Below are 17,846 nucleotides of genomic sequence, written 5' to 3' on the forward strand. Positions count from 1 at the left end.
CGGATGAAAAATTAAAGATAAATTAAAAGATCGAAAGCATCTTGCTAAAAATCCTATCTTGAATGTGACCATTTTGGATTCGCTGATTATATGACCGGAAACTTTACCTTATCGCCCTTGCAAAATCCGCGACATATGACCGATGAGGAGATCCGTGAGGAAAATTCACTGGTTGAAAAAGCCAAACGGAATCCCGAAGCCTTTGGCCGGCTGTATGATAAATATTTTGAAGGCATCTTTCATTTTGTTTTCAGGCGAACCGATGATGAAGATCTGGCGGGGGACATCACCTCTCAAACTTTTCTCAAGGCACTCCAGAATATTCGAAAGTATGAATTTAAAGGGCTGCCCTTCAGTGCATGGCTCTACAGAATTGCGGCAAATGAGGTGAATAAGCACTATTACAAGAAGAAGCGGACACGTGTATTTTCACTGGAGGAAGAGCGAATCATTGAGATTTTTGAACAGACCGATCATGAGTTCACGCAATCACAGATCGACCTGCTGATCAAAACGCTTAACGACCTACCCACAGAGACCATGGAGGTGCTGGAAATGCGGTTTTTCGAAGGGAAAAACTTTCGCGAGATTTCGTATATTCTGAATATCGGCGAGAGTGGTGCAAAAATGCGGCTATACAGAGCTATTGATAAATTGAGAAAGAATTTTAACCTGAATTGGGAGGAATAATGGGTAGACATGAAATAAGACTTCGTCGAAACCGCATGACTTCCAGGCGCATGGAACGTCATAAGAACTACCAGGACATCCTGCGGCAGCACCGGCAAAATCGCCGTGTGCGGATCGTTAAAATATTATTATATATGATCGCCCTGCTGGCACTGATCTTTGTGATCTATTTTGCCATGCAAAGGGTATCAGAACCTAAAGAATCTGAAAACACCAGGCCTGCCACGGCTCAGATTATATCCAGGCCGGATATTGATTTTTCACTTAACAAAAATGACGATGGAAACACGTAAACATCCACAACTTGACATTTACCGTCACTCCGGCCTGTTCTTCCAGATTGGTCTGCTGGTCACATTGCTCCTGGTCGTAAGCGCCTTTGAATGGCGCAGTGTTCAGGAAGATCCCGAAATTGATTTCTCCAATTGGAAGGGAGATGACATCGATCTTATATTGCCCACAAAAATACCCGAAGTTAAACGACCTCCGAAGCCGAAGAAAGTAAATATTATACCCGCAACAGAGCCGGATGAAATTAAACTTGAAGAACTCAGTCTTGATCAACTCGAATCACCGGAAACACCTGAAATTGAAGTCATTATCAGTGATTTGCCGCCTGTCGAGATTATAGAGGAGGTGGATTATGCAAGTCAGAAACCCGAACCGGTAGGCGGGTATGATGCCTTCTACGAATACATCGCGAAAAACATGAAATATCCGCGGATTGCTCAGCAGCGACAGGTGGAAGGAAAAGTATATGTTTCGTTTCTGGTCGATGAATATGGTAATATGACCAACATCGCCATTGCGAAAGGCATCGGCTCAGGATGTGACGAGGAGGCGCTCAGAGTCATGGAAAATGCACCCAAATGGATCCCGGGCAGACATAATGGCCGGATGGTTCGCGTACGGATGATCGTTCCTATCCACTTTAAGCTGAATTGAAATACAACAGGTCCCTGCCTTCCGCACTACCCTCCGTCATCCCGGCGGTACTCCATGAGATCCGCGGCGATAGCCGGGGATAATCAGGGAGTCGGGCCGGGATCTGTTTAAGTCGCTAATCCTTTATTTATGCCTCGTAAGGGAAGCTAGATGATGGGTAAGGTGGTCACCATACTATGCAGTGCTACACGATAGATCCCGGTCCGACTCCCGACTCAAGGCCGGGAGGTTATACCGGGATGACGTGTGAAAAAGGGGTTGCGGCTCAAGGCCGGGAGGTTATACCGGGATGACGTGTGAAGGAAGAGCGCAGCTCGTACCGAAAACTATCATCCTCACCACCGTCATCAATGCCTTCCGGCGCCCTCCGGCAGGCATTGATGACGTGTGAAAAAAGCTCGCTACTCTATTTCGAATTGAGTACAATCACCGAATATGGCGGAATTTCCACGGTGATGATACCTTTTGACATCTTAAAATCTTTAAATTCTTTGGGTGCCACACGATCAGGATTATCAAAAGTATTATGATCCTGAACGCTGCCTGAGGAAAGGATGCTGCCTGTAATATCCTTGAGATCCATGCCTCTTATATTTAACTTGATCGTTTGGCTTTTTTCCAGGTCAATGTTTACCATTGAAATGTGAATCTTTCCGTCCTCACTTCTGGAAGCAGAAACGGATAAGGCCGGAAGTTTTTCATCCCCATGCACGTAATCCACATTATCAAACATGATGGGCAGCAGGGTGGCATCCTGATGCACATTGTACATCTTCATCACATGGTAGGTCGGTGTGAGGATCATTTTATTCTCATCGGTAAGAATTACCGCCTGAAGCACATTGATTGTTTGCGCAAGGTTTGCCATTTTCACCCGCTCCGCATGATTATTAAAAATGTTGAGGGTAACACCTGCGATCATTGCATCACGCATCGTGTTTTGCTGATAAAGAAATCCCGGATTTGTTCCTTCCTCCACATTGTACCAGCCGCCCCATTCATCCACAATCAATCCGATTTTCTTCTCCGGATCGTATTTATCCATAACGGTTGAATGACGCGTTACAAGCTCTTCCATACGGAGTGCCCTCTTCATTGTTGTAAAATATTGTTCATCACTGAAACCAACCGCCGGGCCTTTATCCGTCCATTCCAATACCGAATAATAATGAAGACCCACACCCTCAAGCAATGAATGGGGAACATCCCGCATCATTACCTCAGTCCAGTGATAATCATCATTTGTGGCACCTGCTGCAATGCGGTATATGCCGCGCGTATTTCCCCAGTCCGACATAAACGTCGCATACTGCTTATACAGATTCGCATAATATTCTACCGTCATGTTACCGCCGCAACCCCAGGTCTCATTGCCAACACCCCAGTATTTAACTTTCCATGCTTCATCCCTGCCATTCTGAACACGTAAATTGGCCATCGGACTTTGGCCATCGTGATTTACATATTGCACCCAATCCGACAACTCCCTTACAGTTCCGCTGCCAATGTTGGCTGCCAGGTAGGGCTCCGCTCCCAGTTGTTCGCACATATTAAGAAAATCATGTGTTCCGAAACTGTTATCCTCGGTAACACCGCCCCACCAGGTGTTCACAAGTGTGGGCCGTTCACTCTTCGGGCCAATCCCGTCCTGCCAGTGATATGTGTCAGCAAAACAGCCTCCGGGCCAGCGCAGGTTCGGAATTTTTAGTTCACGCAAGGCGTCAATAACGTCCTTTCGCACCCCATCGATATTAGGAATCTCTGTGTTATCCTCGCCAACATAAAACCCACCATATATGCATCGCCCCAGATGCTCTGCAAAATGACCATAGATATGTTTACTGATCTGATGTTTTCCCTGATCGGCATTAATCATAACTTCAACTTCACCGCGCTGGGCAAGAGCCGAAACGCTTACAACCATGATGCTGAGGATAATTAGAGTGGTAAATCTTCGTAATTTCATCCGTATTTGATTTGTTGGATTCACAAGATATTGAATTAATTTTTAGTTCCTAAATTCTGAAAACCTCAGGAGAAATTTGTTGCAGACCGTTCCTGGTCATAAGTTTCTGTCATGTTGTCACCTTCACGTGACAAACTTTCAAAAAATGCCTCCATTTGTCATTTGGTACATATTTTGTCGCTTTATAAGTAAATGTTCAACCAAAAAAACAAGGAGGATATCATGACATTAATGAAGAGAACTTCGGATGTTTTCCCGGCCTTCTTCGATGATTTTTTCGGAAAAGAATGGTTTGGAAATGACCTGAAATCGTTCACTCAACCAGCAGTGAATATTGTTGAGAAAGATGACGAATACATGGTTGAGCTCGCTGCACCTGGAATGAGGAAGAAAGACTTCAATGTCGAACTCGAAGAACAGGTGTTAACTATCTCCTATGAAAAGAGGGATGAAAAAGAAGAAAAGGATAAAGAAGGAAAATACGCAAGACGCGAGTTTAATTATTCTTCTTTCAGCCGTTCCTTCATGCTTCCCAAATCTATCGAACAGGATAAAATCAAGGGAGAGTACAAGGATGGCGTTCTTAAGCTGTTGATTCCAAAAAAGGAAGAAGCAAAGCATAAGATGGCCCGTCATATTGAAATCAACTAACCTATAAACCTTTTAAAAACGGGATGGACCACTCGTTCATCCCGTTTAACTTTTTTAACGTTCATCCGTAAAAAATATAAACTCGATTCCCAACCTGTTGTCAACCAACGACATTTTTAAAACAGAGGAAAATTATGAGAAAATTTAGTGCATTAATTCTTGCCGCAGTATTGGGAAGTTCAATTACTGTAGGCACAATGAAATTATTTGAAGATCGTGAAGACGATCAAACATTAAAAATTGAGCATGTTGATAAGGCACCGGTGATACCGGCAACATACAATGCAGACGGTACATTGGCCCCGTTCGACTTTAGTGCCGCAGCTGAGAAAACTATGCCGGCTGTGGTACACATCAGAAGTACCCAAATGTCAACACAGGATCAGAATCAGGCACTTCGGGAAATCCCTGAACAATTCAGAGATTTCTTCGGTCCGTTCATGGACCCAAGAGGCAATAACAGTCCGCGCGTCGGATCCGGTTCCGGCGTGATCATCAATGATGAAGGGTATATTGTTACCAATAATCATGTGATCGATAAAGCTGAAGACATTGAGGTTGTGATGAATGACAACCGGTCATTCAAGGCAGTAGTAATTGGTACCGACCCCACTACCGACCTGGCATTGCTTAAGGTTGATGCCCGCGATCTGCCGTATTTGTCTCTCTACAATTCAGACAATCTGCGTGTGGGAGAATGGGTAATGGCCGTAGGAAATCCCTTCAACCTTACTTCAACTGTCACAGCTGGAATTGTAAGTGCAAAAGGACGAAGTATCAACATCTTACAGAATGTTTCACCTGGTGACAGTGTGAATAATTCAATAGAATCATTTATTCAGACTGATGCTGCCATAAACCCAGGCAATAGCGGAGGTGCGCTTGTAAACCTAAACGGTGACCTGGTGGGAATCAATACGGCAATTGCCAGTCCTACCGGATCGTACAGTGGATATGGCTTCGCCGTACCGGCCAATATCGTAAAGAGGGTAATAGAAGACCTGATGGCTTACGGAAGTGTTCAGCGCGGACTGCTGGGTGTTCAGATCAATAACGTGAATGCCGCATTCGCGCGGGAGAATAATCTGGATGTTCTGCAGGGAGCGTATGTTGCCGCAGTACAGCAAAACACGGCTGCTGCGGAAGCAGGTATCCGACAGGGGGATGTAATCGTATCCATTGATGGGTATGACATCGCTACCACTGCGGAGCTCATTGGTTATGTTGGATCGAAGAGGCCGGGTGACAAAATCGAAGTGGGTGTTAACCGTGGCGGTAAGCTGCTCACGTACAATGCTGTCCTCAAGAACAGAAACGGCACCACAGAATTGATGAAAGTTGAACGACCTGAGATCCTGACTGCTTTGGGAGCCGAATTGGCTTCGGTTGATGCAAAGACATTGAATAAGCTGAATCTTAAAAACGGTGTTAAGATCACTCGCCTCAACGCCGGAAAACTGAGGTCAGAAACAGATATTCGCGAAGGGTTCATTATAACCCGTATCGATGGAAAAGATGTAAATGATCCTGATGAGGTCGTATCAATCCTTAAAAACCGAAATGGCGGAGTATTGATCGAGGGAGTCTATGAAGGTAGTCAGAAAGTTTACTACTACGGGCTCGGGTTGGGTTAAAAATCAGGGGGCATGATTGAAAAACATGCCCCTTCTTTCATATATGCGTTGTATACGCACAAGAATTATTACAATGTGCGCTTTTTGATCAAAAAATAACGTATTATTAGTTATAGATCTTTGAAATTTTTAATGCCTATGAAAAGACGCTTCAAGAAAGGAGAAAGGGTACGATCCAGAAGGGACGGTAGAGTGATGGAAGTCTTGAATTATATCAAGGACAAGCGCAATTACCTCGTAGAGTGTGCCTGGTTTGATTTGGAAAAAAAGGAAATCAGAACCAAAAGGCTAAGTCAGGATACGCTGTTAAAGGCGAGCTGAAAATATTACGATAAATTTACAATCGCAGCGACAAACCTGTTGCAAATAAGCAAAAGGGAAGGCTACCTTTGCCCTTTATTTTTACGTGACGATCTATACTAAAGTTCGCGCGGTTGAAAAGGTGTTTCAACAGCTCGAAAAGGAGATAAGCGCCTTTCAAAAAACTACAGGGATGCATTGCATTGCCTCATGTGGCAGATGTTGTATAAAACCCGATATTTCCGCTACGCCGCTTGAATTTCTTCCCCTGGCTTATCATTTATTTAAGACGGGCGAGGCTTCGGCCTGGTATGAGCGTTTGAAAACCACCGGTGCTCAACTACATTGTGGTGTTTTCATCCCGCTAAAAAAGACCTCTGATCATGGGTTCTGTCAGAAATATGCGTACCGAGGTCTCATTTGCCGACTTTTCGGCTTCACTGCCATGCGGGATAAAAATGGTGAAGCCCGCCTTGTAACCTGTCAAACCATTAAAACTGAACAACCTGAATCCTACCAGAAAGGCATCCTGCACGCTGAAAAGGGTAATATTGTTTTTATGAGAGACTATTATTTCCGACTTTCAGCTATTGATCCTGAACTGGGACGAGAGATGATGCCGGTAAATGACGCGATACGAAGAGCATTGGAAGCTGTGTTTTCCTACTATGCGTACCGCCGTTTGCGAAAGGTATCATAACAATCCTCGCTCCTCATAACATGTGGAAATGCAAACAATCAATATTCGGGAATCGGCAGTAACTCTATTTTTAATTTTTACCTGTATCCTGGGCTTTGCGGTTCAGGGATTTCCTGTTGAAACACCCGAAGCTGTAATTTTAATTAATAAGGGTGCCAACTTTACCCCTCTTAGCTCCGGAGCAGAACCGTGGAGAATGCTCACCTCAATATTTCTTCACGGGGGTATCCTGCATCTTATTCTGAATATGACCGCCCTGTATATACTCGGATCGACGACCGAAAGCCGTACGGGTCATTTTTATCTCCTGGTGCTTTTCATTCTGTCTGGACTATTCGCCAATATCATTTCCATGCATTATAATTTCTTTACCGTTTCGGTAGGAGCCAGCGGTGCGATATTTGGATTATTCGGTTTTCATTCATTGATCGAATTATGGGAAAATCGCCACGATATTACGGTTTTCTTAAAATCATTGCTGCTGCTCCTGGGGTATCTCCTCCTCACGATCTTTCTGGGGAACATACTGCCATTCGACAATGCCGCCCATTTAGGTGGGTTCTGTTTTGGGTTGTTTACTGCTCTGCTCTTCTTGTCATTTCCTTATTTCAGACTTGCATCCGGACTAATCATACTCATTCCGGTAGTATGGATCTTTTTTTTCACGATCCCTGACACCCAAAAAATTCATTTTGATCAGTTTCAATTACTGATGGGACTGGAATCTCAGGAACGGGATTACCAAACGGATGAGGAAGCTGCCGACGCATACTCAAAAATAAGCCTGACGTATGACAGCCTCGGAAAGGTTTTAACCGATTCATTGCCAAATATGAATCCAAAACTTGCTGAGGATAGAAAAAACCTGTCGGAATACACGAAAATAAAATCCGTTGAGGCAAATTATATGGCAAACCTGATTTACAGGGAAACGTACCGCTACCTCGACAGTCTTGAATTAGTGAGAAGCTACCGACTCTCCGAACTCAATTATCCCCTTTCAATGGAATACAATCCTGAATCTTCTGCAACGGAAGATAATGTGAAACAGGATCTCGTCAGAGTTTTTTATGATAGTGCCTGGCGGGAAATATTCCGGCGTGAACAGGCCGTTTACTACCGGATCGGTTACAGAGATTCGCTAGACCGCTGGAATGGCCGGGTAGAAGATTATTATAAACAAGGCGCCATTCAGATGAAAGGAACCTATACTGAAGGACTGAGGGATGGTATTTTCCGATATTATTTCAGCGACAGCACATATGATGCCGTGGGCCGGTATGAAAGAGAATACCGCACAGGAAAATGGGAATTCTTCCATGAAAACGGGGAACCGGCGAAGATTTATATTTACGGTGACCGCGGTTATCTTCGGGAATCAAGGGATAAAAACGGACAAGTGCAGGTTTCTGATGGAAACGGAACCGAGATCACCTATTATAAAAATGGCAATATCAAATCCTATACACCCTACAAGGAAGGGTTGCGGGAAGGCAGAGCCTACGGTTTATATCCGGATGGGAAAATTCAGTTTCAGGAACGTTACGAAAATGGCCGTTTAATTCTGGGAGAATCATATGAGGGCAACAACACTATTACATATGATGCTTCGAGTTTGTATCCAACACCAGTCAACGGAATGGATGCTTTCAGATCCTATATCAATAACCGAAAAAAAAATGTGGATCCGGGTGAAGACCGGCAAACCGTTAGACTGCTTTTCAGCTGTAACGCGAAAGGTGAGATCTACGACATACGGGTACTGGATTCGGCAAACCCGTATTATGACGAGCTAGCCATTAAATGGTTAAAGGAAGGACCCGACTGGAATCCGGCCAGAGAACATGGAAGTGTCCCCGTCACGAGTGAGGGAATTGTGGATATTAATTTTTAGCCAACAGATCAAACCGCTGTCCCTGAACAGGAATAGTTATCTGATATCCTTCCTTTTCGAGATATGTCGAAAATGCAGACATTGAATCTGGTTCTCCATGGACAAGAAAAACCCGCTTAAGAAGTTTCTCGTTCTGATGAAGCACAAAATTCATCAGCTCATCCTGATCAGCGTGACCGCTAAGCGCATCCGTTCCAATAATAGTTGCCATTACAGGCAGTACTCCATCGGAAGACATGATCTCCTTTTTGCCATCGAGTAACTCCCTGCCCAGCGTTCCCTCAGCACAATATCCAATAAATAAAATCGTACAGTACGGGTTGGCAAGATTCATCCGAACATGATCCATCGACTTACCTCCGCGCACCATTCCGGAAGATGTAAGGATTATGCAGGGCTCATTATAATTACTGATTTCCTCGGCACTGTTAAGGCGGGGCAAATATGTGATCCGGTCAAAATCAAATAGTGAGCCATGCTCATCAACAAAATCGATTGCCTCCTGATTAAACTCAAAATAAAAATCTTCATGAACGCGTGTACTGCGATGAGCAAGCGGACTATCTGTAAAAATACGTATGTCAGGCAGGTTTCCACTAACACGCAGTTTGTTCAGAACATACAGAAATAGCTGGGTCCTGCCAATGGAAAAGGAAGGTACTATGAGCCGGCCCGGAATTTTAACGCAGGCATTGTGGATGATTTCAACAAACTGTTTTTCGATATCACCCGTATCGCTATGCCAGCGTCCACCGTATGTACTTTCGCAAATAAGGTAGTCGGCCTGCGGGGGTTTATCAGGGGCGTTAAGCAGTGGGTAACCAGCCCTGCCAAGATCACCACTGAAAAGTATCCGAATCCCGGGATCTGCCAGATACACAGAAACCATTGCGGCACCTAATAAATGACCTGCACGAAGAAAAGTAAACGAAACGTCCGGGGCCGGGTCGATCTTCACATCGAAATCAACTGTAATGAACTGCTCAAGTGCTTCTTCCACATCCGACGGCTTATAGAAAAAGGAGGGTTTACGGCCTTTTCTATACTTTTTTTGCATAATACGTGCCGCATCAAACAGTAAAATCCTGGTAAGTTGATACGTGGCGTACGTAGCATAAATAGGTCCGTCAAATCCTTCTTTAACCAGCAATGGAATCAGACCTGAGTGATCAATATGTGCATGTGTGAGAATCACAATATCGATCGATCCCGGTTTCGCACCAAAAGGAAAATGGTCTTCGGGTTTCTGCAGGTCGAGGCCGCAGTCAATCATGATCCGGCATCCATCTGTGGATTCCAGTATATGCTGGCTGCCGGTTACCTGCTTTGTTGCACCGAAAAATTCAAGGAATGCCATGATGAACTAAACAGTCATTTTGCCCTTTTGTTGGTATCAATCCTCCTGAACGGGTGTCTCCTGCAGGGCTTCTTCTTCGGTGATCCACCCTCCTCCAAGAGCTTTGTATAAACTGATGTAGGATCGCAGGTACAGCTGTTGAGTCTCAGCTGCCTCCAGTTCAGCCTGGAAAAAGGCACGGTCATTTTCCAGAACTTCCAGGTAACTGGTAACACCGCCATTATAACGTTCCCTTGATAGTTCTTTCGCACTTTGAGCTGAATTTCGCTGCTTGATCCGGGCATTCAGCTGACGGTCGTATGTATTAATACTAATGAGCGCATCTTCCACTTCCCGTATGCTTTGAATCACTGTGGCCTGATAGGCATACTGTGCCTGAATGGTTCGTTGTTTCTCAATTTCCACTCTCTTTCGGTTCTTGCCGAAGTTAAATAACGGACTGATTATACCTCCGCCAAATGACCACACTGCTGTACCACTGGAGAAGAGCTGACTGAAATCGTTACTGGCTGTTCCAATAAAGGCAGACAAATTAATCGAAGGAAGCATCGCTCCGGTAGCAATTCCAACCCTGGCGTTTTGTGCAATCATGAGCTGTTCCGCTTCCAATACGTCCGGCCTCCGCGCAAGAAGATCTGCCGGCATTCCCGCTGGAATCGGAGGCGGTATTGGTTGATTGTATAAATCCAGTCCGCGCGCCACACTTCCAGGTGCCCTTCCCAGCAAAATACTCAGGGCATTTTCGGTTTGTGCCACGAGTCGTTCATAAACAGGAATGGCTCCTTCGGCAATATATTCCTGGATACGCGCCTGGTCAAGGTCGATCTGGGCTGTATAGCCCTCACTAAAGCGGTCTTCAATGATGGCGCTTGCCTGCTGCCGTGACTCAAATGTTCGTCGGGCAATTTCCAGCCGCTTGTCGTAGTCCAGCAATTGAAAATACAGCGCTGCCACGTCTGAGATAAGCGAGACCTGAATGGCTCTCCTGGTATATTCGGTGGCCAGCATTTCTGCTACGGCAGCTTCATTGGCACGCCGCAATTTGCCCCAAAAATCAATTTCCCACGACAATGCCGGCGCAATAAAGAAAGTATTGCGAACGTCAACCTGCTGGTTTATAGATTGTACAAAATTGTTCCTGGTAGCCTGTCCGCTTACCGTTATATTCGGATAGAGATCCGCCTTTGTAAAACCCAGAAATGCCCGCGCCTCCTCAATCCGGGAGGTAGCGATCAATAAATTCTGATTTTCTTCCAGGGCTATTCGTATGAGGTCGTGTAATTGTTCATCCTGGAAGAGTTCCCACCATTTCACATTTGTAATGGTATCGCCTTTAAGCGGATCAAACCGGTAATATGCCGTAGTATCAAAAACGGGATCAGGCCGTTTGTAGTTCGGCCCCACTTTACATCCAGGTAGCAGCAGAAGTACAACTCCGGCAAGAAGGAGAATATGGCAGATAAATCTTTTAACCATCTTTTGCTGATTTTAAAGCTCTTTTCTTTTCATAGCCGGCTATTTTACCAATGAATACAAACAGCATCGGATACATGAATACTCCTAATAAGGTGGCAAGCATCATCCCTCCGAAGAGCGCCATACCCATCACCTTTCTGGCTTCCGCTCCTGCTCCTGATGCAATCATCAGGGGTAAAATTCCAAGTATGAATGAAAAAACTGTCATCAGAATCGGTCTGAATCGTAATCTGGCCGCTTCAATCGCCGATTCGGTGAGAGACATTCCTTCGTCAAATTTTAGTTTGGCAAACTCAATAATCAGAATTGCATTTTTTGCTGCCATGGCAATGAGCATTACCAGCGATATCTGGGTAAAAATGTTATTCTCATAGGACAAACTAAAGAATCGGGCCAGGTATATAGTAAGAAGTGCTCCGCAAATTGCAAAAGGTGTTCCAAGCAGGATGCTGAATGGCAGCGACCAGCTCTCATACTGTGCGGCGAGGATCAGGAACACGAAAACAAGTGAAAAAACAAAAATAATAGCACCGGCTCCTCCGGCCACGCGCTCCTGGTAAGACATGTTACTCCATTCATATCCCATCCCTGCAGGCAGCACTTCGGCCGCAACTTCTTCCAGCGCATCCAGGGCCTGGGTTGAAGTATATCCGGGAGCCGGTGAACCCGAAATCTCTGCGGCCCGATACAGGTTATACCGGTTGGTGTATTCCGGGCCATATACCTCCCTGATCGTTACCAGCGTCGATAACGGCACTTGCTCCCCGTCTTTATTTCGCACGTAAAACAGGCCCAACTGATCCGGACTTTGCCGTGCCGCGGGGTCTGCCTGAACATAGGCCTTGTACAAACGTCCGAAACGGTTAAAATCATTTACGTAAGCACCGCCCAGAAAGGAACCAACGGTTTGATACAGATCGGCTAAATTAACACCCATCCGCAATGCACGGTCGCGGTCGACCTCCAGTTCCCGCTGAGGTACAGATGCCCGGTAGGTTGTAAATACACCCTGTATTTCCGGACGGGCATTAGCCGCGGCTATGAATTTCATGGCTTGTTCCTGAAGGTATTGGGGTGTGTTTCCACCCTTGTCCTGTAGCATCATGGTAAACCCGGAACCATTTCCCAGCCCTGGAATGGCAGGCGGACCAAAGCTAAAGGCTTGTGCGCCTTTGATATTTTTAAAAAAGGCTGCATTTATCTTCTGTGCTACCTGGGCGGCTGTCAGCTCCCGCTCAGACCATGGCTTCAGTGAAATGAAAAGGAAGGCAGTATTGCTGGAATTGCTCCCGGAGATCAGACTGTATCCCGAAACAGTTGTTGCATATTCGACTTCAGGTAATTGCATGAGGATTTGCTCCGCCTGTTTCGCGATCTCGTCTGTTCGCTGTAATGAAGACGCATCGGGTAACTGAATATTGGCAAAGAGGAAGCCCTGATCTTCTTCCGGAAGGAACCCGCCAGGAACCAGAAATCCAAAAACTCCTGTGGCAACCACAATAATAACGATGAAAATTACGCCCCGCCGGATCTTACCGGTTACTATCCCGGTAAATGAAGTGTACTTATCTGTGGCCACGTCAAACTTTCTGTTGAACCAGCTAAAGAATTTACCCAGGATGCCTTTCACGGGCCTGGACTCACGTAATAACAACCCACACAAGGCTGGGCTTAGTGTCAGGGCATTTACTGAAGAAAACGCGACTGAAACGGCAATGGTGATAGCAAATTGTTGATATAACCTGCCCGTAATACCACCCATGTAGGCCACCGGAGCAAATACGGCAATCAGGACAATCGTGGTGGCAATGACCGGCGCGGTCACTTCTTTCATTGCCTTGGCTGTCGCCTCTTTGGCGGAAAAGCCTTTAGCAATATAGGACTGTACGGCTTCTACTACTACAATCGCATCGTCCACTACAATACCGATCGCAAGCACAAGTCCGAGTAGCGACAGCACATTGATGGTAAATCCAAGCAATGGAAAGAGGATGAATGCGCCAATGAGCGATACCGGTATGGCAATAGTAGGAATAAGTGTGGCCCGCCAGTCCTGGATGAATATAAAAACAACCAGTATCACCAGCACCAGTGCCACGATAAGGGTGACGACAATCTCACTGATACCTTCGGTGATCACTTCGGTGGTATCCAGCGAAACGGTGTAGTCTATTCCATCAGGAAAGGTAGGCTTGAGACCTTCAAGTGTTGTGCGAATATTTTGAGCGATCTCCACCGCATTCGTTCCGGGTGCCTGGTAAATAGCAAGGATGCCTGAAGATTGCCCGTTAAGCCGTGTAATGGAATTGTAATTCTCCGTTCCGAGGTTAACGGAAGCGATGTCTTTAATCTTTACCTGCGAACCGTCTTCATTAGTACGAACCACAATATTCTGAAATTCTTCAGCCTGCTGGAGACGTTCGGGAAATTTAGCCGCATAGGTAAACTCTGTACCCGGGGGTGCCGGTTCGCCACCAAATTTTCCTCCCGGGGCAATTATATTCTGTCCTTTTACCGCATTGACCACTTCAGGAACAGTAATGCCAAGTTGTGCAAGACGGTCTGGCTTTACCCATATGCGCATCGAATAATCACTTGAAAAAAGATCGACTCTTCCAACCCCGGGAATTCGCGCCAGGACATCCTTAATGCTTATTGATAAAAAATTACCCAGAAAATCCTGGCCGAACTCACCTGTTGGTGAGGTAAAACTCACCAGCATAATGGGCAGCGAAAAACTTTTCTGAGTGGTAACCCCAAGTCGCTTCACCTCTTCCGGTAATTTCGCCGTTGCCGAAGAAACCTTATTTTGGGTGAAGACCGTGTTCATATCTGGATCTGTGCCAACCTCAAAGGAAATATTAAGCGACATGGAACCATCGTTGGAATTGGTGGATTTCATATAGATCATGTTATCCACCCCGTTGATCTGCTGTTCCAATGGAGTTGCAACAGAATTCTCTACCGAAACAGCATCTGCACCCGTATAATAGGCAGTAACCCGCACCATGGGAGGTGAGAGGTCTGGGTACTGCTCAATCGCCAGTCCCAATAATGATACGACCCCAACAATAACGATGACTATGGCAATAACCATTGCCACGATGGGGCGGCTGACGAAGAAATTATCCGATTCTTTATTCGATGACATCAAAATCCTGAATTTCGGGTTCAAGGTTTACGGCCATTCCCCGTGTTGCCACATTCTCAAGTACAATTTTTTCCCCGGCAGAAAGGCCTTTCTCAATTACCCACATGTTGCCTTTTTTCGGACCAACCTCAACCCGCCTGTTTTCAATGGTATTGTCGCTGTTAAACAAAGCCACCTGGTACATGCCCTGGATTTCTGTAACAGTGCGCTGTGGAACCATGATGCCATTTTTCAGCGTATAGGCTTTTGCCCGGATAATGGCCGACTGGCCCGGACGTATATAACCCTCAGGGTTGGGAAAGGATGCCTGCAATAATAAAGTGCCCGTACTTCTGTCGATCTGGCGGTTGGCAAAATCAACCTGGCCCTCATAGGGATGTACCGATCCATCTGCCAGGATCAGCTGCAGGCCAACCTTATCCTTGTACTTTACCGAATCCCTCTCACGAATCAGCGTGAGATACTCGGCCTCTGAAATTGAAAACCGCACACGAATCGTATCGATTTCAGATACAGTATTTAAAATCACAGAATTTGGAAGCTGTCCGACAAGGTCAGAAACTTCCGCCTGTGAAATACCAATGACGCCATCGATGGGCGCATATATTTTTGTATATCCCAGTTCTATTTTTGACAGGCGGACAGCCGCTTCGGCCGCTTCCACTTCCGACTGTGCAGCTTTAAAGGACGCCACGGCTGCATCCAGATCACTTTTACTTACGGCATTTCTGTCGGCCAGCGGGCGGATTCGATTCAGGTCACTTTCTGCCTTTGAAAGTGCCGTCTCCGCCTGAGCCAGATAACTCATTTGCTGAGCCACCTTTTCCAGAAAGGGTTGTGGATCGATACTATATAATAACTGACCCTTCTTAACCCGGGATCCCTCCTGAAAATGTATCCCTTCGAGAAACCCCTGAACACGAGCGCGTATATCAATATCATTTTGGCCATATGTCTGACCAATAAATTCCCTGTATACAGAAATATCAGAACTCTTCACCTCGTATACAGGAACGGTAAGAGTAATGACTTGCTGCTTCTTGGGTTCACAGGAAAAAAGAAGAATACCCGCTGAAATCAGAATCAATAAATTCTTCATTGGCGTTTGTTTACTGCAAAGTATAAAAAAATTAAGTAGCGCACATAAAGGTTGCCTGAGAGAATTGCCACGAAAAAATATCAATGCTCCTATCTTGGTTGATAACTCTGTGATTTAACTCAAAATTGTGTGCATAAGTACCTGCTTATAGGTCTTAAAAAATGTGCAAAAGTTGTTGATAAAATATGATATAAATCATTGCAAATCGGAAAGAAAAGTAGGTACTTAGAATCATCAAGTCAGGGATGACTGGCAGACACAAAAGAGTGTCGGCAAGTAGTGAAAGTTCGGCAGATAAATGCATTAAAGGCCTTCCGGCTGAAATAATCTTCGGATTACAACGATGTATTTACTGATAGGACTGATTGAAATGTAGAAGAGGTTTCGGCTTCTGAAACAAAGTAAATTTTGTTGCTGTCATGTGAAAGATCGTCTTAGGACGTTTGAAATGGTTACCCACAAAAACATACAGTGCAGGCATCGTGTCCAGGCATGATGTAGTCTGAGAATGGAAATGAACGTTGATATCGGAATGTTCCTTCGGGAATTCGCTGGTTGACGCTAAAATTCAGGCTTGTCATGGTTGTGAATAACGGCCATGGAATGGGAATCGTCCGATAAGGAGGGTTCCCATTCGCTTTTTATAGCCATTCCATTTTGTGCATATTCCCTATTTCCGCCTTCCGTGTGGATTAATGCAAACTTTACCTGTATTTTTGTGTTCATACAACTAAATAAGAGCACTATCAAGCAGTTCAACATACCCGCCTATTATAAATCTTCCATAACCGGCAAGATCAAGGATTTCAGAAAATCCCTGGATCCCCGGAAGAAGGACCTTCAACCCTCTGAAATAAATCTTGGGCCTGTAACTTTCCTGATCGCCCGTCATTTCGGATTTTGCTACGGCGTTGAAAATGCGATTGAGATCAGCTATAACGCGCTGGAAGAAAATCCCGACAAAAATGTCTATCTGCTCAGCCAGATGATACACAACCAGGAGGTTAACAGGGATCTGGAAGACAGGGGCATACGATTTATCATGGACACAGACGGAACACAGTTCATTCCATGGGAAAGCCTCACAAAAGACGATATTGTTATTGTACCTGCTTTCGGCACAACACTTGAAACCGAAAAGATATTACGCGACATCGGAATAGAAATTCAGCAATACAACACAACATGTCCGTTCGTCGAAAAAGTATGGAAGCGTTCCCTGAAATTGGGAGAAGAAGGACATACCGTGATCATTCATGGTAAATTCAGACATGAGGAAACCCGGGCAACTTTTTCTCATAGCTCAAAATCGGCACCATCAGTGATCATACGTGATATGTCTGAGGCCATAATCCTTGGTAAGGTCATCACCGGTGAAACAGATCCATCAGTTTTTTACGAGAAGTTTGCAGGCCGTTTTACTCCCGGTTTTGATACCGCAAAAGATTTTGACAGGATCGGCGTTGTCAACCAAACCACTATGCTGGCTACCGAAACCCAGGCGATAGCCGATTACTTCAAAAATATCATGATCGGTCTCTACAATGATGATTATAAAGATCATTTTGCAGATACCAGGGACACACTCTGTTATGCAACTAATGACAACCAGGATGCCACCTACGCATTGCTCGAAAGTGAGGCGGATCTGGCAGTGGTAGTAGGTGGTTACAACAGCTCCAATACATCTCACATCGTGGAGCTTTGCGAATCGAAATTCCCCACGTATTTCATTAATGCCGCATCGGAAATAAAATCAGCCGATGAAATACAACACTTCAATTACAAGAAAAAAGAAAAGTTACAAACCCGGAACTGGCTTCCAAAGAACGGACCGGTGAGAATCATTCTTACCAGTGGGGCATCATGTCCTGATACTATTCTTGATGATGTTATCAACCGGATAAAATCCTTCTTTCCCGGGTCTAAGGATCCCGTAGAAGTGGTGGCAGCTCTTACGGAGGTTGAATAGTTCCGGGCTTC

General features: G+C 45.3%; 14 protein-coding genes. 9 read left to right on the top strand and 5 right to left on the bottom strand.

The features are described 5' to 3' along the window. The first annotated feature begins 90 nt into the window (after positions 1 to 90). The 3 genes from LDX50_RS26375 to LDX50_RS26385 are packed head-to-tail and all read left to right on the top strand — an operon-like array spanning position 91 to position 1,635. The gene (locus LDX50_RS26375; protein WP_225699285.1) at positions 91 to 690 is read left to right on the top strand and encodes an RNA polymerase sigma factor; all 600 of its coding nucleotides are present in this window, start codon (positions 91 to 93) and stop codon (positions 688 to 690) included. Beyond that, entirely contained in the window at positions 690 to 983 is a 294-nt protein-coding gene (locus tag LDX50_RS26380; RefSeq protein ID WP_225699286.1) for a hypothetical protein, read from the top strand. Before LDX50_RS26375 ends, LDX50_RS26380 begins: the two co-directional genes overlap by 1 nt. Continuing rightward, the gene (locus tag LDX50_RS26385; RefSeq protein WP_225699287.1) at positions 970 to 1,635 is read left to right on the top strand and encodes an energy transducer TonB; all 666 of its coding nucleotides are present in this window, start codon (positions 970 to 972) and stop codon (positions 1,633 to 1,635) included. The genes LDX50_RS26380 and LDX50_RS26385 overlap by 14 nt, the downstream gene beginning before the upstream one ends. 406 nt (positions 1,636 to 2,041) lie before the next feature. Here the strand turns inward: LDX50_RS26385 and LDX50_RS26390 are convergent, their stop codons facing one another. Then, positions 2,042 to 3,601: an alpha-N-arabinofuranosidase gene (locus LDX50_RS26390; protein WP_275951759.1), complete on the bottom strand. Its 1,560-nt coding sequence runs from the start codon at positions 3,599 to 3,601 to the stop codon at positions 2,042 to 2,044. A 231-nt stretch (positions 3,602 to 3,832) separates the two neighbouring features. Here LDX50_RS26390 and LDX50_RS26395 point away from each other — a divergent pair, with 231 nt between their 5' ends. From LDX50_RS26395 to LDX50_RS26415, 5 genes are all read left to right on the top strand, one after another. Next, the gene (locus tag LDX50_RS26395; RefSeq protein WP_225699288.1) at positions 3,833 to 4,252 is read left to right on the top strand and encodes an Hsp20/alpha crystallin family protein; all 420 of its coding nucleotides are present in this window, start codon (positions 3,833 to 3,835) and stop codon (positions 4,250 to 4,252) included. Between the two features lie 134 nt (positions 4,253 to 4,386). Beyond that, positions 4,387 to 5,886, top strand: a complete 1,500-nt coding sequence (locus LDX50_RS26400) for a Do family serine endopeptidase (RefSeq protein ID WP_225699289.1) — start codon at positions 4,387 to 4,389, stop codon at positions 5,884 to 5,886. Positions 5,887 to 6,024: 138 nt separating this feature from the next. Further along, positions 6,025 to 6,207, top strand: a complete 183-nt coding sequence (locus tag LDX50_RS26405; protein WP_225699290.1) for a hypothetical protein — start codon at positions 6,025 to 6,027, stop codon at positions 6,205 to 6,207. Positions 6,208 to 6,292: 85 nt separating this feature from the next. After that, on the top strand, positions 6,293 to 6,886 hold the full coding sequence (locus tag LDX50_RS26410) for a YkgJ family cysteine cluster protein (protein ID WP_225699291.1): 594 nt from the start codon (positions 6,293 to 6,295) through the stop codon (positions 6,884 to 6,886). A gap of 28 nt (positions 6,887 to 6,914) precedes the next feature. After that, complete coding sequence (locus LDX50_RS26415) at positions 6,915 to 8,780, top strand: rhomboid family intramembrane serine protease (protein WP_225699292.1); 1,866 nt, start codon at positions 6,915 to 6,917, stop codon at positions 8,778 to 8,780. Here the strand turns inward: LDX50_RS26415 and LDX50_RS26420 are convergent. The 4 genes from LDX50_RS26420 to LDX50_RS26435 are packed head-to-tail and all read right to left on the bottom strand — an operon-like array spanning position 8,770 to position 15,863. Then, positions 8,770 to 10,137 (bottom strand): MBL fold metallo-hydrolase RNA specificity domain-containing protein, encoded by a 1,368-nt coding sequence (locus LDX50_RS26420; RefSeq protein WP_225699293.1) that lies wholly within the window; start codon positions 10,135 to 10,137, stop codon positions 8,770 to 8,772. The genes LDX50_RS26415 and LDX50_RS26420 overlap by 11 nt on opposite strands. 36 nt (positions 10,138 to 10,173) lie before the next feature. Next, positions 10,174 to 11,613: an efflux transporter outer membrane subunit gene (locus LDX50_RS26425; RefSeq protein WP_225699294.1), complete on the bottom strand. Its 1,440-nt coding sequence runs from the start codon at positions 11,611 to 11,613 to the stop codon at positions 10,174 to 10,176. Further along, positions 11,606 to 14,764: an efflux RND transporter permease subunit gene (locus LDX50_RS26430; RefSeq protein ID WP_225699295.1), complete on the bottom strand. Its 3,159-nt coding sequence runs from the start codon at positions 14,762 to 14,764 to the stop codon at positions 11,606 to 11,608. Before LDX50_RS26430 ends, LDX50_RS26425 begins: the two co-directional genes overlap by 8 nt. Next, the gene (locus tag LDX50_RS26435; RefSeq protein WP_225699296.1) at positions 14,751 to 15,863 is read right to left on the bottom strand and encodes an efflux RND transporter periplasmic adaptor subunit; all 1,113 of its coding nucleotides are present in this window, start codon (positions 15,861 to 15,863) and stop codon (positions 14,751 to 14,753) included. The genes LDX50_RS26430 and LDX50_RS26435 overlap by 14 nt, the downstream gene beginning before the upstream one ends. 718 nt (positions 15,864 to 16,581) lie before the next feature. On the opposite strand from LDX50_RS26435, the gene LDX50_RS26440 reads away from it, so the two are divergent. After that, complete coding sequence (locus tag LDX50_RS26440) at positions 16,582 to 17,835, top strand: 4-hydroxy-3-methylbut-2-enyl diphosphate reductase (RefSeq protein WP_338030009.1); 1,254 nt, start codon at positions 16,582 to 16,584, stop codon at positions 17,833 to 17,835. The last annotated feature ends 11 nt before the right edge of the window (positions 17,836 to 17,846 follow it).

This window comes from Fulvivirga sedimenti (genome assembly GCF_020328055.1).